Source organism: Streptomyces thermocarboxydus, from assembly GCF_024760485.1.
Taxonomy (GTDB): domain Bacteria; phylum Actinomycetota; class Actinomycetes; order Streptomycetales; family Streptomycetaceae; genus Streptomyces; species Streptomyces cellulosae.
In genome coordinates, this window is sequence record NZ_CP058273.1 from 924,681 (window position 1) to 942,131 (window position 17,451).

The window sequence follows — 17,451 nt, forward strand, 5'->3', positions numbered from 1 at the left end:
TCGAGCCCCGCTTCACACCAGCCGTTCCAAGTCGCCGACCACCTGTGCGGGGGTGGGCATCCGTTCCGTCTCGGCACGCAGCTCCCGGGCCGCAACCGTGTGGCCAGGCTCGTCGAGCACGGTGACGAGTGCCTTGTGCAACTCCTCGGGGTCGTCCTGCCGGGCAGCCTCGGGGACGGTGACGGCCGCCCCTCGGGCGGCGAGCCGCTCGCCGGTGGCGAACATGTCGGCGAGCTGCGGCAGGACCAGCTGCGGCAGGCCGAAGGCGATCGAGGTCATGGTGGTTCCCGCGCCGCCGTGGTGGACGACCGCGTCGCAGCCGCCGAACAGCAGGTGCAGGGGGATCGGGTCGATCATCCGCACGTTGGCCGGCAGCGGTCCGACGGCCTCGTGGAACTCCGGCTCGACGGTGGCGACCGCCTCGGTGTCCGCCAGTCCCTCGAAGGCCCGCAGGATGCGGCGGACGTGCGGCACCCCGTTGAGCTGGAGCGTGCGCAGGCCCAGGGACACGGCCACCCGGCGTACCGGCCGCTCGGCCCCCCACTCCTGCCGCCGCCACTCGGGCAGCTGCCCGTTGCCGTTGAACGGCACGGCCCGGATCGGGGTGCCCGGTTCGGCGTCCGGCAGTTGCAGGGTCGGCGGGCACGGGTCCAGTACGAGCGTGGGGTCGGGCAGCGCGTCCAGCCCGAGTTCCCGGCAGGTGTCATGCAGCGCGGTGCGGGCCTGGGGCCGTACGAAGCCGGTGAGGAAGTCCACGCTCCAGCGGTGCCGGACCACGGGCACGCCCAGCAGGGCGCCGATGACCGGCGCGCTGTACTCGAGCAGGTCGCAGACGAGCAGGTGGGGCCGGAAGGCGCGGGCGAAGTCGAGGTACTGCGGCAGCATCGTGCGCTGGTGTCCGAACCAGAGGTCGAAGTAGTTGTCCATCACCTCCGGTTCGGGTTCGGTGTGTGACTCGACGAGGCGTTCGCCGTCCTTGAGGTTCTCCTTGAGCACCTCCTCGACCTGGAACCGCTCCCCCACTCTGACGGCGTTGAGCCCGGCGGAGGCGGCCATGCCCATCACGTCCGGCTGGCCGATCACGAGGACGTCGTGGCCGGCCGCCCGCAGCGCCCAGGCCAGCGGAACCATGGGGGACAGATGGCTGGAGACCGGGGTGCTGATGATCAGGACGCGCATGGACACTCCTGCGGTGTGCGGTCGGGGGTACGGTGCGTGCGGCTCAGGAGACCGGCTGCCAGGTGGCGAGCAGTCCGGCGGCGGCCGCGGCGGCCGCGGTGGGCGCGGCGGCGTCCTTCGGCGACAGCAGGGGCGGTTCGGTGAAGCCCCAGGGCAGCGCCAGGTCCGGGTCGAGCGGGTTGATGTCGATCTGGGTGCCGGGGACGTGGCTGGTCGACAGGATGTAGCAGATGGTGGCGTCGTCGGTGAGGGCGAGGAAGCCGTGGCCGACGCCCTCGGGGACGTACACGCATCGCCCCGACTCTGCGGTGAGGTGGTTGACGGCGTACGTCCCGTAGTGCGGGGAGCCGACGCGCAGGTCGACGACGATGTCACGCAGCGCGCCGCGCACGCAGGTGACGTACTTGGCCTGACCCGGCGGGACGGTCACGCTGTGGATGCCGCGCAGGGTGTTGCGGCGGGAGACCGAGAAGTTGACCTGACGGGGCTCGAAGGGACCGCCCGTCACCCGCGACAGTTCCTCGGTGCGCAGCAGTTCGAAGAAGCTGCCGCGCTCGTCGGGGATCTGCCGCGGTGTGGCGACGTACGCGCCGGGCACCGCGAGTTCGGTGAACCGCATGGGCCGATGTCACCCCCTCCGGCGGCGGTGCAGTGCGGTCAGTTCCTCCAGCGCCGGGACGACGTCGTTGGGGCTGGGCGTGGCCAACGCGTCCGCGTACAGGGCGTCGGCACCGGCCCGGAACGAGGGTTCCTGCAGCAGCCGGGTGAGCAGTTTCTGCAGTTCCTGGGCGGTGAACTCGCCGGTTTCCGTGGCCAGTCCGGCTCCGCGTTCCTCCAGGTACCGGGCGACGACCACCCCGTCGCCGCCCTCGACCGGGGTGATGAGCTGCGGCACCCGGTGGGCGGCGGCGACGCCGAACGTGCCGACACTGCCGTGGTGGACGATCGCGGAGGTGGTCGGCAGCAGCAGGTCCAGAGGGAGGTAGTCGATGGTGCGGACGTTGTCGGGGATGCGGCGCACGGAGGCCAGCTGATCCCGGTCCAGGGTGGCGACCAGTTCGAGGTCCTGCCCGTCGGCCATCTCCAGCAGCTCCGACAGGGGGAACCCCGCTTCCTCCGCGAACATCTTGCGGGTGCTGACGCCCAGGGTGAGGCAGACACGGGGGCGCTCGGCGGGACCGTACAGCCAGTCGGGCACGGGCGCCGCCCCGGTGTAGGGGACGCGACGCACCGGCAGGTAGCGGACTTCGTCGGTCAGCCGCATCCGGGCGGGCATCAGGTCGATGCTCCACTGGCCGAGCAGCGCTTCCTCGGTGACGTCCTGCCCGTGGCGCTCCAGTGTCGGCTGCGCCGCCTCGGCCAGCGGGTCGGAACCGGGCTGCCACAGCCGCCGGTTGGCGGAGGAGCGCATCCAGCCGAAGTAGTCGAGTCCCCACAGCACCCGGGCGTGCGCGGCCCCGGCGGCCCGGGCGGCGATCGGTGCGGCGAAGCTCAGCGGGTCCCACAGCACCAGGTCGGGCTGCCAGGCTCGGGCGAAGTCGACGAGGTCGTCGGTCGCCGTCCGCTCGCCGGCCGGAACCTGGGCCGGGTGGTAGAGGGAGAAGCCGGCCAGCATGTAGTAGCGGATGACGTTGCGGCGGTTGCCGGGATCGCCCGGGGCTATGTCGAGCATGTCCGCGACCCGGTCGAGGCGGGCGTCGGCGGCCGAGGCCTGCACCAGCGTGGGTACGTCCACAGGTGCTCCGACCACGACGGCCATCAGGCCGGCGGCGGTGATCGCGTCGGTCATCTCGGGGTGGCTGGCGACCCGCACCTCGTGGCCGGCGCCCAGCAGGGCCCTGGCGAGCGGGACGACGGGGTACAGGTGCGCCGCGCCCGGAAAGATCGAGAACAGGACCCGCATGGGCCCCTCCTTTCACACAGGCTTCAGTGGGTACGCTTCTTGACGTCGACGCGGCCCGTCCGGCCGGCCGACGCGTGGCCGAGCTGGTGGCAGTGGTGGACGAACCGGCCGTCGCACCGGCCCCAGGTCATCGCGATCCGCGCCGTCTCCCCCGGCGCCGGCCACGGTGTCCTTGAGCCCGGCCTCTCCGGCCCGACCGGCCTGCCGTTGCGCTCGAGCACCCCGAACCGCACCAGGTGGATGCGGACGTCGGGCGGTGGTGTCGGTGCGTCGCCGTTGGTGACGGTCCAGATCTCGTGGCTGCCCGCGGTGGGGTCGGTCCGGGGAAGTCGCCGTCGTAGGTGCGCACCGGGTCCTGAGCCCGCGGACGATCTCGACCTCCGTCTCGCGCATCCGCATGGTGCAGAGGTCTGACCGCCGGGTGACGGCCGCGGCGGGGGCGCCGTGCGCGTGATGGCCGGCCCGCGCGACGGCCGGATGCGCCTCGGCCTCACCGCCGGGCCGTCCCGCCAGGGCGCGCCCCGCCGGGACGAGGGCGACCGCGCCGCCGACGACTGGCGGCCTTCGGGAGTTTTCTGCGGTTCGGCTTCACAGCCGGGAAGCTAGGCGGCTCGGCTCAACTGCCGCTCGACAGACGCTCGGGCCGGTTCGGAGGTCCGGGAGGACCGCCGGGAGCGGTCGGTTGTGGTGTGAAATCCAGCCATGAGTGGGCTTGGGGCAGGTGATCGAAGGACGCCGTGCAGCTTCTGGCCCACCACGACCGCACAAACTTTCTATGCTTTCAGGCACAGGAAGGGGGATGCATTGATCCGTGTACTCCTCGCAGAGGACATGCACATGGTTCGAGGCGCACTGGTGGCGCTGTTAGGCCTGGAGCCCGACATACGCGTCGTGTCGCAGGTGGAGCGGGGTGACGACATACTCACCGAGGCTGCGAAGCACCGGCCGGACGTCGCCATCATCGACGTCGATCTGCCGGGCACGGACGGAATCACGGCGGCGGGAGAGCTGCGCGCGCGGCTGCCGGACTGCCGGATTCTGATCCTCACCAGCCTCGACCAGCCGGGAGCCCTGCGCCGGGCGATGGCGGCCCAGGTCGGTGGCTACTTGCTCAAGGACGCACCACCGCACGAACTCGCTGCGGCCATCAGGAAAGTGGCTACGGGCCACCTGGTCGTGGCACCGCAACTGGCGGTCTCGGCCTGGCAGAACGAACGCGAACAGCCCTTGACGCCACGTGAGCTGACGGTGCTCCGGCTCGCCGCCGAAGGATCCGAGATCACCCAGATCGCGAAGCAACTGCACCTGTCCGCCGGCACTGTCCGCAACTACCTCACGAGCATCGTCACCAAGCTCAACGCGCGTAACCGGCTGGACGCGGTACGGATAGCGCGAACGGCCGGCTGGCTCTGACCGGTACGGTGCCCGCGCCGGCCCACGCGGCCGGGCACCGTCTCAGCTGCCGCACCGGACGATGGACGGACTGTGTTCCGGAACCGGGTGGGGCACATCGCGGGTGGAATCCGGATCGGCCGTCGGGCACTCGACCATGAGACGGAACCAGCCGTCGCTGTCGAACAGCGTGGTGAGCGTGCCGCCCGCCCGCGACACCCGTTCCGACAGGTTGTCCAGCCCGCTGCCGTGACGGCGGGCTCCGGCCTTCTCCGGCCGCACGCCGTCGTTGTCCACGGCGAGTTGGACGGTGGCGCCGTAGCGCCTGAGGCGGATGGTGCACCGCTTGGCGCTGGTGTGACGGAGCAGGTTGGTCACCGCCTCGCGCAGCACGGTGGCCAGGACGGTGTTGATCTGCCGGCCCAAGGTGCCGACCGCGGCCTCCTCCACGACGCACTCGACGTCTGCCGCGGCCAGCACCTTGCGCACGGAGACGAGTTCGTCGGCGAAAAGCACCTCGCGATAGCCGCGGGCCACGGCCCGCACGTCCGCCAGTGCCTCGCGTGATATCTCCAGGACCTCGCCGAGTTCGGTGCGGGCCCGGTCGTCGTGCAGCCCGATCAGCCGGTGGACCAGCTCGCTCTTGAGCGTGATGGCGGACAGGCTGTAGCCGAGCAGGTCGTGCAGGTCACGGGCGATCCGCAGGCGTTCCTCCGTGACGGCGACCCAGGCACTCTCCGCCCGTCGGCGTTCGAGTTCCGTGATCAGGTCGACCAGGCGGGTGGTGGCGAAAACGACAAGTCCGGTGAGCGCGGTGGACAGCACCACGTAGGCGATGTCCACCGCGCCGAGTCCGGACAGCGCCGCACTGGCCCCGTTCGCCGCCACCACCAGCAGGAACAGCACTCCGGAGAGCCTGCCCCGCACGACGAGCAGGACGGAACCGGCCAGGAATCCGGCCATGCCGCCCCACAGCATGCCCAGCAGGCACATCGGGGTGAAGGTCAACAGAGCCTGCAGGCCCAGCGTCAGCCGGCCGTAGCGGTCCCGGAAGGCCCGGGTGCGCTGGGCGGAGTGCAGGACTTGGATGAGGAAGACCCCGCAGAACAGCAGGAGCGAGACGGCCATGACCGCCAGACCGCCGTGCGTGCTCACCAGGTTGAGGACGGTCATGACCCCGAAGCCGCTCAGCACCGCGGTCAACAGGCCCATGGCCAGGCGGGGCGGTAGGTCCAGCCATCTGGAAACGGGGGCCGAGAACTGCATTGTCACATCCGGCTGCCTGGACTCCTCGACCATGTCTCCCCCTCATGTCGAAGCACAATGCCTCAAGCCAGCCGCAATACTAAGTCATGCCTCCCTCGGGTAAGTTACGGACTTTTTTATTCCGGCTGGTTTTCCTGCGCAACGGCCATGATCAGACGAACAGTGGAATCGGGTTGAGGTCCTGGTAATCGGTGGGTTGCGGCGTACGTCCCAGAAGCACCGGGACGTCGAAGAGCCGGCCGGGTGCGAACCGCGCCCAGAAGTGGCGCAGTCCGGGAACGAGGACCTTCACGACGGGCATTCCGATGTCCGGACGGGTCTGGTCCAGCACGAGGAGGTCCAGTCCACGCGAGCGCACCAGTTCCTCCACCGCCGTCAGATCGTCGCGCAGGTCGCTCGTCGGGCGGTGCGGGTACGCCCCTGGGCCGACCCCTTCGGCCACCGGATCAGGGAGCAGATAGGGCTGGTTGGCCACCGTCGCCCCCTGCCACCAGCTCAGCAGCTCGGGATCGTCGACCGCGTAGCCGTTCCCGGAGCCGGTACCGAGCACGGCCGGCACAAGCTGGTTCATCTCGGTGAGTGCCCGGCGCAGGGCGATGTGCGGGTCGAAGTGGGCGCCGAAACCGAACATGATGTCCTCGGCGGGCTGGTCGATGCGGCGTGACAACGCCGCGAAGACCGGAATGCCGAGGTCGGAGGTGAGGTCCAGGGCCCAGACCTCGCGCCGCAGCCCACGGTAGGCGTCGATCAGCTCCAGCGCCCAACGGTCGCCGAAGGCAGCGATGTCGACGCCCCGCACGACCGAGCGGTTGTACCACCACAGTGCCACGGCGTCCCGCTCGACGAGTTCCATGAAACCCTGCAGGACGGCATCCTCCAGACTGCTGCCCGCAGCGCTGCCGTTGGAGTCCGCACGGACGAACCGCCTTCCGGCGACGGGCTTGACGCCCGCGTCGGAACGCGGATCGAAGTAGAGGAGACCGGTCGGCAGCAGCCGGTGGCGTTTCTCGGTGAGCGACCAGACGGGTGTCCAGTCCACCTGCGCGGTGTCGTCGAACGGTTCGGGGATCTGCTGGAAGGCGCCGTTGCGAGCGTTCCAGCGGTGCCGGTCGGCGTACTGCCGTGGGTCGAAGAGCAGGCAGCGGTCAGGAGTGATCACCTCCTCCCCCAGGGCGCGTGCGCTGTCCCGGACGCGGGGTTCGTCGCCCTGGAGGGTGCCCGAGTACCGTTCCAGGGCCTCGCAGAGTGCGCTGACCTCGGCGTCGAGCGCGGTCACTCCCTTGCCGCCGCTGATGCCGCGCAGGCCGGCCCGCAGCTCGGTGAGGCTGGAGCCGCCGAGGGCGAGATTGCGGCCCGAGGTGTAGCAGTTGAGGAAGGCCGGGCCCCGCGCGTCGCGGCGGATCCCGCTGACCACACCGGTGACGGGGCCCACGAGGTGGCGGTAGCGCTCCAGGACCTGCTGCGGGGCGAGCGCGCGGTGACCGCCCCCGGCGAACGCGGCTTTGGGCCGGGAACGCAGCTGCACCGGGGCCTTCACCTGCCGGGCGACCAGCCCGGGGTCCCCGCAGGCCGGGCACTGCGGTCGCCGTCGCACGTCATGGGCGGTCAGCTCGAGGTCGAGTGCGGCGAGCAGACGCAGCGAGGACTGTGCAGGATACCGGTGACCGGCAAGCCACTTGGCCGCCTCGAGAGCAGCCAGATGGGCAGCCGCGGCGCGGGCGGCAGGATGCGCGGTCCTGGGCCGCGGCACGGGGCCGGCGAGCCCCAGGGCACGCCGTACCGGCTGCTCCGAGACCCGGTGGGCACGCAGCCTGTGGGCCAGGCAGTGCCAGCAGGCGTTCATACCGGGCTGGAAGACGGGCCCGAGCCAGGCCGTCGCGCCGTCCGGTCTGACCAGCAGCCACGGAGCTTCGATCCGCCGCTGCCGTGCGTCCACCTCGGCGAGTTCCGGCATGAGGTAGTCGTCGGTGACCACCACCGTCAGCCCGGCTCCGGTGCGGGCACCGGACGTGCCGGACGTGGTGGGTGCGCCGTCCGTTTCCCGCACCGTGAGGCCCGCGGACTGCAGGGCCTCACGCACGGCGGTGGCATCGGCGTCTCCCACCGTTTCCACCCGCACCTTCGTGGCCGCGGGCTCGTCGGCCGGCACGCCGGCCAGGTCCCAGTAGGCGGCCAGTGCCGGGTCCCCGGTGCCCGGGGCGCGGGACCGGCGGGTGTGGAGAAGACCCGCCCGTCCCAACGCGCCGACGAGGGAGGCGACGTCGGACGCCGACATCGTCGGCGCCAACTCCCGTTGCAGTTCGCTCAGATCACGTGTGCCGTCGAGCAACGGAGCCAGCTGTTCCAGGCCTCTGGCACGCAGCGCCGTGACCTCGTACTCGGACAGCAGGTAGGTGGCATCACCGGCCACCACCTCGGCCCGCAGATGCCGTTTGAATCCCACCAGCCGACGGCCGGCGGGATTCCCGTCGAGAACCGTCACACCCGGGCGGGCGAGTCGTCGTGACCAGGAACCGGCGACCAGGTGTAGGTCAGCAGGGCGACACCGTCCTCCGGCGTCCGGTCGAGGTGCTCGATCTGAAGCTGCGCCGGCTCCGGAAGCACGGCCGCGGAAACAGCGCCGTTGAGTCCGTTGAACGTGGTGTCCATGGAATACTCTCCCCGATTCGGTGGGACGGGTTCCGCCCCGCTGCGGAGGATTCTGCTAGGCGCCGATCAGCACAGACCAGTGACTCAGTCACGTTCCACGCATGAATATCTCACAGGCGGACTTCGCCATATGACGTTTTCATGTCCCGGACCGTGAAGCAGGCACTGGGCCCGGCGATTTCCCTCATGCAATGCTCCGGCTACACCAATTCCCTTGCGGAGGAGCGTGCATGGATATCGCAGTGCTGGGACCCCTGGCCGTACGGCAGGCCGACGTGTCGATCGTTCCGAGTGCAGGAAAGCCCCGTCAAGTCCTCGCGCTCCTTGCGCTGCGGGCAGGTTCCGTCGTGCCCGTACCCACCTTGATGGACGAGGTCTGGGGGGATGCCATCCCGCGCAGCGCGAACACCACGTTGCAGACGTACATCCTCCAGGTGAGACGTCGCATATCCGAGGCGCTCGGGCCGTCGGCCGAGGTGTCCGCCAAGGATCTGCTCACCACCTGCTTCGGCGGCTACCAGCTGACCGCGCAGGCAGTGCGGTCTGACCTGGCCGAGTTCAATGCCCTGGTCACCCGCGGCGACGCGCTGCTGGCCGAGGGCAACGCCCGCGCGGCCTCCGCCACGCTCGAGCGGGCCCTGTCCCTGTGGCGCGGACCCGCCCTGGTCGACGTGCCGCTGGGCCGGGTGCTCGCCACCGAGGTGCTCGGCATGGACGAGGCCCGAATCCGGGCGAAGGAGATGCGGATCGAGGCGGACCTGCGGCTGGGACGGCACGCGGCGCTCCTCGGGGAGCTGCGGATGCTGGTCTCCGAGCATCCGTTGCACGAGAAGCTCCGCGCCCAGCTCATGCTGGCTCTCTACCGCTCCGGCCACGCGTGGCGCGCCTTGGAGGCGTATCAGCAGTTGCGCAGGACCCTGGTGGAGGAGCTGGGCGTGGACCCCTCACCGCGGTTGCAGCGCCTGCACCAGGCTGTGCTGGCCGGGGACCCCCGTCTGGAGGCTCCGTCCACCGGCGAGTCCCTGACGCTGGCGGGATGACGGGCGGGCGTGGATCCCCGGATCCACCGACGCTCCGAGCCGCACCCGTCCCGTCACCCGTCCCGCCCGGGGCCGGCAGCCCGTCCGCGGGGCGGCTCCTCCGCCCGAGGCCGACCTTCCCGGCCCGGGGCGGCGCGCCCGTGCGGGGGGATTGCTCTCCCGGGGCAACAGCCCTTTGCAGGGGGCAGCCTTCCGACCGAGGCGGCACTCCGACCGGAGGCGGCACCCCCAGCCGGGGCCGTTCAGCCCTCCCTTACGAGGGCGGTCTTCCCGCCGGGGGCACCACTGCTCCGGGGCAGTCTTCCGGACGGAGGCGGCTCCTCGACCGGAAGCAGCAGCCCTGCGGGACCAGTCAGCCCTACCCGGTCCGGCGGACAGCCCTTCCGTCCGAGGGCAGTCCCTCCGCCCGGGGTGGAGGCGAGCCGTCCGGTTGCGGAAGGCAGCCCCGGCCTACGGTCGCGGCTCGTCTTCCTGCGGCTGCAGCCTTCGGTCCGACTCAGCCCCTGCGGTGCCGGAGTCGGCACTTCCCGGGCCGTCCCGGCCGGGGGCGAGCCTGCCTGGGCAGGCGGTCGACCCGCGCCGTCCCGGGTCACCGCCCGCCCAGGGGCCGGCCTTCCCGGACGGGTTCGCCGGGCCGGCCTGGCTCAGCTCTCCCGGCGTATCTGCGTCGAGCGGACCTTGATCTCTGCGCCCTGGCCCCAGAGCCGGCTCTCGGGCCTGCTCTCCTCGTCCACGAAGGTCTGGGGCGTCGGGGATCCGACCCGGGGCGCGTAGTAGAAGTCCGGCGTCGAGTCCAGCCGTACCAGGCCCTTGCCCCGCGGGCCGGCCGCCGCGTCCAGGACGGTGAACAGGCCGAAGCCACACGTGAGTTGCTTCAGCTTGAGACGCTCCTCGGTGCCCCCGTGGTCGAGGATCATGTACGTGCGGTCGAAGGCACGGGTGCCGATGCGGTCCGTGGACAGGACCGTGCGCCCGTTCACCTTCCAGGTCACCCGCGTGCCGCCCTGGTCCAGGCGGACCTGCAGGGTGGCCCACTCGCCGGGCGTGCGGTCGGCGACCGGGATCGCGTACGAGTACGCGGCGTACGTGGCACCGTGCTCCGGGAGCCGCTCGTAGATGGCGTAGATCTTCCCGTTGACCACCGAGAAGTCGAAGATCGCCTTGGAGTCGAAGTCCGCGGTGACCATCGCGGCCGACGCCAGTCGCACGTCCGTCCTCGGATCGGCGACGGCACTGCCGAAGGGATGCCGCTCGGTGCCGAAGGTGCGGCCGCTGATCTTGCTGGTGCAGCTCAGTGAGCCGGTCTTCGGGATGTCGTAGCCGGGCATGCCGGAGGTGGCGGTGGCCCGGGGGAACGCCAGCCACTTCCCGTGGTCGCCGCTGCCGTTGCCGCCGTCGTCCTGCTGGGCCGTGGTGACCCGGAAGGCAGGCTCGCCGGTGGTGCTGTCACGGCCGGCCGGGGTGACCTTGAGGCCTTCGGACGACGTCGTCGGAACGCCGTCACCCTGCGGGAAGTCCCCGTCGCCCAGCACCTGCCAGGTGTTCGTGGTGTCGAAACCTGCGGAGAATGAGTCCGCGAGCAGAGTCTGACCGCCCTGCTCCTCGGCCTGTGCCGCCGGGGTGAGCACCAGCGCGACGAGGGTCGCCGCGACGGCCGCGACCGCGGCCCTGGTTCTGAGTCCTCGTGCCATGTCGTCTCCCGTGAAGTGACGTACCAGGTGCGGCACATCCTGGGAACGACGGCCTGAATTTCACTCGAGCGCGCATTCAACGTCCGCTCCACCGGGGTTCGAGGACACGGTCGGAGCCTGGGGCTCCATCAACCCGGACAACCGCGGAGAGGAGACCCGGCATGGATCCCCTGCTCGAGGTCAGCGAAGAGGTCGCCACCGCCCTGGCGGAGCGGCGCCCGGTGGTCGCCCTGGAGTCTTCACTGATCACCACCGATCCCTCGGCGGAGACCGCCTCGCTCATCGAGAAGGCGGTCCGTGACGCCGGTGCGGTGCCCGCGACGGTCTGCGTCGCCGGCGGGCGGCTGGTGGTCGGCATGAGTGACGCCGTCATCGAACGGTTCACCACCGCCAAGGGCATCCCCAAGATCAGCGCCCGGGACATCGGCAGCGCGCTGGCCGGCGGCGGCCTCGGCGCGACTACGGTGGCCGGCACCATCGTGATCGCCGAGCGGGCGGGCATTGAGGTGTTCACCACCGCGGGCATCGGCGGTGTGCACCGCCGGGCTCAGGAGTCCTTCGACATCTCCGCCGACCTGCTGCAGTTCACCCGCACCCGGATCACCGTGGTCTCGGGTGGCGCCAAGTCGATCCTCGACCCGAAGCTGACCGCCGAGTACCTGGAGACGGCCGGCGTGCCCGTCTACGGCTACCGCACCGACAAGCTGCCGGCGTTCGTCGTCCGCGAGGCCGACGTGCCGGTGACCCGGGTCGACGACCTGGACGTCGCGGCGCGCGCGGTGGACTTCCACTGGGAGGTCAACGGTGGCTCCACGGTCCTGCTCACCGCGCCGATCGCGGCACAGGACGCGCTGGACGGCGACGAGCTCGAGCAGGTCATCGCGCGGGCGCTGGAGGAGGCCGACCGGGCGGGGATCGTCGGCAACGCGATCAGCCCGTACCTGATGAAGGCGGTGGCGAAGTCGACCGGCGGCGGCATCGCCAAGGCAGGCCGCTCGCTGCTGCTGAGCACCGCACGGGTCGCCGGCGAGTTCGCGGTGAGCCTGAGCGCCGTACGGGCGGGCCGCTGATGGCCGGCGCGGTGCGCGCCGTCCTGTTCGACCTGGACGGCACCCTCGCCGACACCCCGGCGGCCATCACGGAGATCACCCTCAAGGTGCTGGCCCAGTACGGTCACACGCCCGATACGGCGGCCGTACGTGCCACCGTGGGCCGTCCGCTGGAGCAGAACCTCGCGCGGCTGACGGGTCTGGCGCCCGAACACCCGGACGTGCGGGCGGCGACGGCCGAGTACGGCCGCCTCTTCGGCGCGCATGTACGGTCCGCCGGGCCCGGCCTGCTCTACCCGGGCGTGCCCGCGATGCTGGAGCAACTGCGGCAGGAGGGGCTCGTGCTGACCGTGGCCACCTCGAAGGTGTACGCGGCGGCCGCGGCGATCGTGAAGCTGACCGGCATCGATCAGCACTTCGCCGCGCTCGCGGGCGACGACACCGCCGCACGCGGCAAGCCGCACCCGAGCATGGCCCTGCACCTCGCCGAAGTGCTCGGCCTCGACCCGTCCGAGTGTGTGGTGGTCGGCGACGGCGTGCCGGACGTGGAGATGGGCCTGGCCGCCGGCATGCGCGTGGTCGGCGTGTCGTACGGGGTGAGTACCGCCGCCGAGCTCGAAGAGGCAGGCGCCCGAACGGTGGTGGACACACCGGCCGAGGTCGTGCCCGCAGTCCTCGCCGGCCGTCCGTGAATTCAGACAGAACCTCAGAGAAGGGCCAGCCATGGCGCGCAAGCGCATCCTCAGCACACTCCTCCTCACCGCGGCGCTCGGCGCCACCGCTCTGCCGTCGGCGTCCGCCTCGGCCCCGGCCGGCGCGTCCGCCGGGTCCGCCCCCTCCGCCGACCGGCCCTACAAGGTGGTCTGGGACGACTTCCGGCACGGCCTGCGCACCTCGGGACCGGGCGCGCCCTGGTTCCAGATCGAGGGCGGCGGCTACCGCGCGGACGACGGCATCGTCAGCACCTCGCGGCACGGGCTGCACGTGAAGTCGAGCGGGGTCAACCCGCGGACCGGCGAGCCCGCGTTCGTGCAGACGATCCCGCAGCACACCCCGAGCGGCGCGCCCGGCTCCGGTGACCACGCCAAGTGGCTGGTATACACCAGCCACACCTCCTCGCACGGCTATCCGGGCTTCGACGCGGTCCCGGGTCTGGTGCTCTCCTGCGAGACCACGATGTCGGGCCGCACCTACGGAACGGCCGGCCACCCCTTCGGCAAGGCGGTGAAGGACCCCGAGGACGATCTGCGGCTCGCGTCGGTCATGCTCAACACCATCGACAACGAGACCTCGACGGCCTTCGACTTCGTGATCACCAACAAGCGGATCTACGCGTTCTACGGCCGTCCCACGTTCGGCCGGGCGACGCTCGGCAACTACGCGTCCTTCGCCAACACGGTGCCGCTGATGTGGCGCAAGCCCGGTGACACCCACCGACTGAAGATTTCCTACGATCGTTCGGCGGGCGTGGTGCGCTGGTTGATCGACGGTCGCGAGGTGCTGAAGGTGGACCGCATCGGCCACCGGCTGGGCCGTGACACCCTCACCCTCGACGAGGGCGGGGTGGAGGGCCGGGTCGCACCGCGCCAGCTCAACTGCGGCATGGGGCTGCTGAACCTGCTCGACGGTTCCTACCCCACCGGCAAGGGCCTGGCCCGGCTGTCGGTGCAGACGAAGTACTACGAGCCGCGGCTCGGGGAGCCCCACGAGGAGACGTTCGTCGACGAGCAGAGCACCGAGTCCAGCCGGCTCTTCGGCCAGGGCGGCGAGTTCCGGATGAAGAACCTGATCGTGTCGAGCACGAGGGCACGCCGATGACGCCGCTGTGGGAAGACGACTTCCGGGATCCGGAGCTGACCCTGCGCCGCTGGGCCCCGATGACCCTGGGCTCCTTCGTCCCGGACGACGCGGACGTCCATGTGACGCCCGAGGCGGGGTTGCGGGTAGCCGCCGGAGGCACCCATCCGCTCACCGGGGAGCCCGCGTTCACCCGGACGCTGGGACAGGAGAACGGTGATCCGAGCGCCCTTCCGGGTGCTCTGGACGCGGTCAAGTGGCTGGTGTACGCCGACCACTCGGCCTCGGGCGGGCTGCCGGGCTTCGACGCGGCCGAGGGTGAGGAGCTGCTCTTCGAGGCCTGGCTGTCGGCGCGGACGTACGGCACCGCCGGGCATCCCTTCGGGTCCGCGGTCGCCGATCCCGGGACGGACTGGCGGCTGGCCTGTGCCGCGATGAACGTCGCGGACGTGGAGACGGGCCTGGCGTTCGACTTCTTCCTCACCGACCAGGGGATACACGCCGTCCACGAGCGGCTTCCGATGCTGCGGCCGCATCTGGGCGACTACGCCTCCTTCACCGCGGTGGTCCCGGTGGCCCGGCGGGAACCGGAACAGGAACACCGGCTGGGCATCGGCTACGACCGGTCGGCCGGCAGGGTCCGCTGGCTGGTCGACGGCGTGGAGGTGCACCGTGCCGAACACGTCGGCCGTGTTCCCGGCCGGGAGCATGTGGTGCTCGACCACGGCGGCGACGACGCCGAGGTGGAACCCCGTCAGCTCAACTGCGGACTCGGGCTGTTCACGGCGCTGGACTGTTCCTTCGGGAGCGGCCCGGGGCTGGTGCGGCTGACCGGAGCGCCGGACTTCTACTTCCGTGCCGTCGACGGCCGGCGCGAGCCGCAGGTGTTCCTGGACGACAAGAGCCTCCGGGACCACCGGCTGTTCGGGCAGGGCGCCTCCCTGAGTGTGCGCCGCTGCACCGTCTCCGCCTCCCGGGTGACGTGGTGAGCGTCGTCGGGGCGTGGACACTGGTGTCCTACCTGGACGTGGACGAGTCCGGTCGGACCCGTGGCGGGCCGCTCGGGGAGGACCCGTACGGCCTGCTGATCTACAGCCCCACCGGCCATGTGTCCGTCAGCATGATGAGCTCGCGGGACGGGCCGGAGGCCGAGCGGTACATGGGCTATGCCGGCCGGTGGCGGCTCGACGGCGGCTGCGTGATCCACGACGTGCTGGTCAGCTCGCACCCGCATCTCGCGGGTACGCGGCAGGTCCGTGACGTCGTCCTCGACGACGACCGGTTGACGCTCGCCGGCGTCTCCCTGCTCGGGGGCCGTCCCCAGCGGCGCGTCCTCACCTGGCGACGCGTCTGAAACCCCTCCGCAGCGGCCGTACGGCGATGGCCCCCTCTCCGTACGGCCGCTGCACGACTTCCCGTACGACCCGAATCCCCAAGGAGAAACGTCATGCCTACGTACCGGGACGCCCCCGAAGGCTGGTGGCGGGAGTTCATCATGGCGGACCCGCCGCGGACCGCGAAGGCCGCGGTCGTCCGCAAGGACGGCAGCCCGCACGTCGTGCCCGTGGGCGTCATCCTCGACGGCGACGAGATCGTGTACACGATGCAGAAGGACAGCATCAAGGGCAAGGCGCTGCAGCGCGACGACCGGATCGCGCTGCTGTGGGACGACGAGCGGCCGCCGTTCTCCTTCGTGCTGGTCCGGGGCCGGGCGACGCTCAGCGAGGACGTAGAGGAGCTGCGGCACTGGACGGCGAGGATCGGCGGCCGTTACCACGGCAAGGAGCGCGAGCAGGAGTTCTCGGACCGCTTCACCATCCCCAACGGCGTGGTGGTGCGCGTAAAGATCGAGAAGGTCGTGGCACGAGTGGACTTGTCGGACACGGTGAACGTCGAGCAGTGAGGTCGACGCCGAAGGGCCGGCCCCACCGTGTGGTGGGGCCGGCCCTTCGGCGTCGCGCCCGGCGGACGTGCGGTCAGCCGGCGAACATGTCGTCGGCGACGGTCCTGCGTACCGTCGTGCGGCGGTCGTCGGTCTCCCTCCAGCGGTCTCCGTAGATGGCATCGGTCATCGCCGGGAAGCGCAGGAAGTCGTGCGGGAAGCCGACGGGGATGCGGCTGGCCTCCTCGAGCCGGGCCAGGTGTGCGGCGTCGAGGGTGACGTCCGCCGAGGCCAGGTTGTCGGCCAGTTGGCCCTCCTTGGTGGCGCCGACGAGCGGGATCACGGTGCCCGGCCGTGACCGCAGCCAGGCGAGCGCCACCTGGGCCGGGCTGACGCCGGTCTCCTTGGCCACGGCCACGACCTCCGCGACGATCTCGTCGCCGGGGCCCGTCCCCTCGCCCCAGGGCACGTGGTCGAGGCGGCCGGGTTCGCCCGCGAGGTACTTGCCGGTGAGCCGGCCGTCGGCGAGCGGCCCCCAGGCGAACACCGGAAGGTCGAAGGCGTGGGCCATGGGGAGCAGTTCGCGCTCCGGCGTGCGCTCGAGGAGGTTGTAGCGGATCTGCAGGCCCGCGAAGGCCGACCAGCCTCGCAGTTCGGCGAGGGTGTTGGCCTGTGCGACCTCCCAGGCCGGCCAGTCGGAGACACCGACGTAGAGGACCTTGCCGGCCCGGACCTGGTCGTCGAGGGCGCGCATGACCTCGGGCACCGGGGTGAGGGTGTCGCGGGCGTGCACCCACAGCAGGTCGAGGCGGTCGGTACCCAGTCGGCGCAGGCTCGCCTCCAGCGAGGCGACCAGGTTCTTGCGGTGGTTGCCCGCCGAATTGGGGTCACCGGCCCGGGTCTGCATCGTGTACTTGGTCGTCAGGACGAACTCGTCCCGTCGTCCGGCGAGCAGTTCGCCCAGGTTGCGCTCGGCGGAGCCGTCGCCGTACTCGTCCGCCGTGTCCAGGACGTTGCCGCCCGCCTCCGCGTACCGGTCGAGGAGTGCGGCCAGGGTCTGTGGGGGCAGGTGCCATTCGTCGCCGAACGTCAGAGTGCCGAGAGCGATCTCGGAGACGCGGACGCCCGTCTTCCCGAGCAGCGTGTACCGCATCAGTCCGCCAGACGGCGCACGGCGACGACGGGGATCCTGCGCTCGGTCTTGGCCTGGTAGTCGGCGAGCGCGGGCACCTTCGCGGCGGACTCGGCGTACAGCCGGTCGCGCTCCTCGCCCGGGACGGGCTCGGCGGTGGCCCGGTAGGTCTCGGCGCCGGTCTCGATGATCACCTCGGAGTTGGCCAGGACGTTGTAGTACCAGGCGGGGTTCCTGGGACCGCCCGCGTTGGTGGCGAAGACGAGGGTGCGGTCACCGTCGTCGACGAACATCACCGGGCAGACCCGCGGACGGCCGCTCTTCGCGCCTCTGTGGGTGAGCAGCAGGAGGGGGACGCCCTCGAACATGCCGCCGACCTTGCCGCCGTTACTGCGGAACTCCTGGATGACAGGGATGTTGTAGTCACCGGGCTCGCCGGCGACCGGGGTGATCAGCTCTGTGTCCGCCATG

At 71.1% G+C, this 17,451-nt stretch carries 18 protein-coding genes; 8 read left to right on the forward strand and 10 right to left on the reverse strand.

The features are described 5' to 3' along the window. Nucleotides 1-12 precede the first annotated feature (12 nt). From AY578_RS04335 to AY578_RS34000, 4 genes are read right to left on the reverse strand one after another with little or no spacing between them, the layout of a single operon-like run. Entirely contained in the window at nucleotides 13-1,179 is a 1,167-nt protein-coding gene (locus tag AY578_RS04335) for a nucleotide disphospho-sugar-binding domain-containing protein (RefSeq protein ID WP_019524840.1), read from the reverse strand. 43 nt (nucleotides 1,180-1,222) lie between these two features. After that, nucleotides 1,223-1,798, reverse strand: a complete 576-nt coding sequence (locus AY578_RS04340; RefSeq protein ID WP_019524841.1) for a dTDP-4-dehydrorhamnose 3,5-epimerase family protein — start codon at nucleotides 1,796-1,798, stop codon at nucleotides 1,223-1,225. 9 nt (nucleotides 1,799-1,807) lie between these two features. Next, complete coding sequence (locus AY578_RS04345; RefSeq protein ID WP_019524842.1) at nucleotides 1,808-3,082, reverse strand: nucleotide disphospho-sugar-binding domain-containing protein; 1,275 nt, start codon at nucleotides 3,080-3,082, stop codon at nucleotides 1,808-1,810. 23 nt (nucleotides 3,083-3,105) lie between these two features. Then, nucleotides 3,106-3,576, reverse strand: a complete 471-nt coding sequence (locus AY578_RS34000) for a multicopper oxidase domain-containing protein (RefSeq protein WP_106959434.1) — start codon at nucleotides 3,574-3,576, stop codon at nucleotides 3,106-3,108. 310 nt (nucleotides 3,577-3,886) lie between these two features. Here AY578_RS34000 and AY578_RS04350 point away from each other — a divergent pair, with 310 nt between their 5' ends. After that, a complete protein-coding gene (locus AY578_RS04350) occupies nucleotides 3,887-4,495 on the forward strand; it encodes a response regulator (protein ID WP_026243815.1) in 609 nt (202 codons plus the stop codon). Nucleotides 4,496-4,537: 42 nt separating this feature from the next. Here the strand turns inward: AY578_RS04350 and AY578_RS04355 are convergent, their stop codons facing one another. From AY578_RS04355 to AY578_RS04365, 3 genes are all read right to left on the reverse strand, one after another. Further along, a complete protein-coding gene (locus AY578_RS04355) occupies nucleotides 4,538-5,686 on the reverse strand; it encodes a sensor histidine kinase (RefSeq protein WP_052183291.1) in 1,149 nt (382 codons plus the stop codon). 205 nt (nucleotides 5,687-5,891) lie between these two features. After that, nucleotides 5,892-8,183 carry a TOMM precursor leader peptide-binding protein gene (locus AY578_RS04360; protein ID WP_258902074.1) on the reverse strand — a complete coding sequence of 764 codons (2,292 nt, stop codon included), beginning with the start codon at nucleotides 8,181-8,183 and terminating at the stop codon, nucleotides 5,892-5,894. A 35-nt stretch (nucleotides 8,184-8,218) separates the two neighbouring features. Next, nucleotides 8,219-8,389 (reverse strand): hypothetical protein, encoded by a 171-nt coding sequence (locus tag AY578_RS04365; protein ID WP_019524847.1) that lies wholly within the window; start codon nucleotides 8,387-8,389, stop codon nucleotides 8,219-8,221. Nucleotides 8,390-8,619: 230 nt separating this feature from the next. Between AY578_RS04365 and AY578_RS04370 the strand changes: the two genes are divergently transcribed. Next, complete coding sequence (locus AY578_RS04370; RefSeq protein WP_026243816.1) at nucleotides 8,620-9,429, forward strand: AfsR/SARP family transcriptional regulator; 810 nt, start codon at nucleotides 8,620-8,622, stop codon at nucleotides 9,427-9,429. 644 nt (nucleotides 9,430-10,073) lie between these two features. Here the strand turns inward: AY578_RS04370 and AY578_RS04375 are convergent. Next, nucleotides 10,074-11,120: a DUF6081 family protein gene (locus AY578_RS04375; protein WP_019524849.1), complete on the reverse strand. Its 1,047-nt coding sequence runs from the start codon at nucleotides 11,118-11,120 to the stop codon at nucleotides 10,074-10,076. 161 nt (nucleotides 11,121-11,281) lie between these two features. Between AY578_RS04375 and AY578_RS04380 the strand changes: the two genes are divergently transcribed. The 6 genes from AY578_RS04380 to AY578_RS04405 all read left to right on the forward strand — a co-directional run bounded on the left by AY578_RS04380 (nucleotide 11,282) and on the right by AY578_RS04405 (nucleotide 15,869). After that, nucleotides 11,282-12,190 carry a pseudouridine-5'-phosphate glycosidase gene (locus AY578_RS04380; protein ID WP_019524850.1) on the forward strand — a complete coding sequence of 303 codons (909 nt, stop codon included), beginning with the start codon at nucleotides 11,282-11,284 and terminating at the stop codon, nucleotides 12,188-12,190. Continuing rightward, complete coding sequence (locus AY578_RS04385) at nucleotides 12,190-12,861, forward strand: HAD family hydrolase (RefSeq protein WP_019524851.1); 672 nt, start codon at nucleotides 12,190-12,192, stop codon at nucleotides 12,859-12,861. The genes AY578_RS04380 and AY578_RS04385 overlap by 1 nt, the downstream gene beginning before the upstream one ends. A 31-nt stretch (nucleotides 12,862-12,892) precedes the next feature. Beyond that, nucleotides 12,893-13,987 carry a DUF6081 family protein gene (locus AY578_RS04390; protein WP_258902077.1) on the forward strand — a complete coding sequence of 365 codons (1,095 nt, stop codon included), beginning with the start codon at nucleotides 12,893-12,895 and terminating at the stop codon, nucleotides 13,985-13,987. Continuing rightward, a complete protein-coding gene (locus AY578_RS04395; RefSeq protein ID WP_019524853.1) occupies nucleotides 13,984-14,955 on the forward strand; it encodes a DUF6081 family protein in 972 nt (323 codons plus the stop codon). Before AY578_RS04390 ends, AY578_RS04395 begins: the two co-directional genes overlap by 4 nt. Further along, on the forward strand, nucleotides 14,952-15,320 hold the full coding sequence (locus AY578_RS04400) for a lipocalin-like domain-containing protein (protein WP_258902079.1): 369 nt from the start codon (nucleotides 14,952-14,954) through the stop codon (nucleotides 15,318-15,320). Before AY578_RS04395 ends, AY578_RS04400 begins: the two co-directional genes overlap by 4 nt. Before the next feature lie 93 nt (nucleotides 15,321-15,413). Then, a complete protein-coding gene (locus tag AY578_RS04405) occupies nucleotides 15,414-15,869 on the forward strand; it encodes a PPOX class F420-dependent oxidoreductase (RefSeq protein ID WP_019524855.1) in 456 nt (151 codons plus the stop codon). Between the two features lie 73 nt (nucleotides 15,870-15,942). On the opposite strand, the gene AY578_RS04410 is transcribed toward AY578_RS04405, so the two are convergent. Next, nucleotides 15,943-17,001 carry an aldo/keto reductase gene (locus AY578_RS04410; protein WP_019524856.1) on the reverse strand — a complete coding sequence of 353 codons (1,059 nt, stop codon included), beginning with the start codon at nucleotides 16,999-17,001 and terminating at the stop codon, nucleotides 15,943-15,945. Beyond that, nucleotides 17,001-17,450, reverse strand: coding sequence for a nitroreductase family deazaflavin-dependent oxidoreductase (locus tag AY578_RS04415; RefSeq protein WP_019524857.1), 450 nt, complete (start codon nucleotides 17,448-17,450; stop codon nucleotides 17,001-17,003). The genes AY578_RS04410 and AY578_RS04415 overlap by 1 nt, the downstream gene beginning before the upstream one ends. Between the last annotated feature and the right edge of the window lies 1 nt (nucleotide 17,451).

Excerpts from the sequence above, each read along its gene's own strand:
- AY578_RS04370 (WP_026243816.1), top strand. The coding sequence starts at position 8,620 with ATGGATATCGCAGTGCTGGGACCCCTGGCCGTACGGCAGGCCGACGTG.
- AY578_RS04365 (WP_019524847.1), bottom strand. The coding sequence starts at position 8,389 with ATGGACACCACGTTCAACGGACTCAACGGCGCTGTTTCCGCGGCCGTG.
- AY578_RS04395 (WP_019524853.1), top strand. The coding sequence starts at position 13,984 with ATGACGCCGCTGTGGGAAGACGACTTCCGGGATCCGGAGCTGACCCTG.
- AY578_RS04390 (WP_258902077.1), top strand. The coding sequence starts at position 12,893 with ATGGCGCGCAAGCGCATCCTCAGCACACTCCTCCTCACCGCGGCGCTC.
- AY578_RS04410 (WP_019524856.1), bottom strand. The coding sequence starts at position 17,001 with ATGCGGTACACGCTGCTCGGGAAGACGGGCGTCCGCGTCTCCGAGATC.
- AY578_RS04375 (WP_019524849.1), bottom strand. The coding sequence starts at position 11,120 with ATGGCACGAGGACTCAGAACCAGGGCCGCGGTCGCGGCCGTCGCGGCG.
- AY578_RS04340 (WP_019524841.1), bottom strand. The coding sequence starts at position 1,798 with ATGCGGTTCACCGAACTCGCGGTGCCCGGCGCGTACGTCGCCACACCG.
- AY578_RS04345 (WP_019524842.1), bottom strand. The coding sequence starts at position 3,082 with ATGCGGGTCCTGTTCTCGATCTTTCCGGGCGCGGCGCACCTGTACCCC.
- AY578_RS04355 (WP_052183291.1), bottom strand. The coding sequence starts at position 5,686 with ATGGGCCTGTTGACCGCGGTGCTGAGCGGCTTCGGGGTCATGACCGTC.
- AY578_RS04380 (WP_019524850.1), top strand. The coding sequence starts at position 11,282 with ATGGATCCCCTGCTCGAGGTCAGCGAAGAGGTCGCCACCGCCCTGGCG.
- AY578_RS04385 (WP_019524851.1), top strand. The coding sequence starts at position 12,190 with ATGGCCGGCGCGGTGCGCGCCGTCCTGTTCGACCTGGACGGCACCCTC.
- AY578_RS04415 (WP_019524857.1), bottom strand. The coding sequence starts at position 17,450 with ATGGCGGACACAGAGCTGATCACCCCGGTCGCCGGCGAGCCCGGTGAC.
- AY578_RS04335 (WP_019524840.1), bottom strand. The coding sequence starts at position 1,179 with ATGCGCGTCCTGATCATCAGCACCCCGGTCTCCAGCCATCTGTCCCCC.
- AY578_RS04405 (WP_019524855.1), top strand. The coding sequence starts at position 15,414 with ATGCCTACGTACCGGGACGCCCCCGAAGGCTGGTGGCGGGAGTTCATC.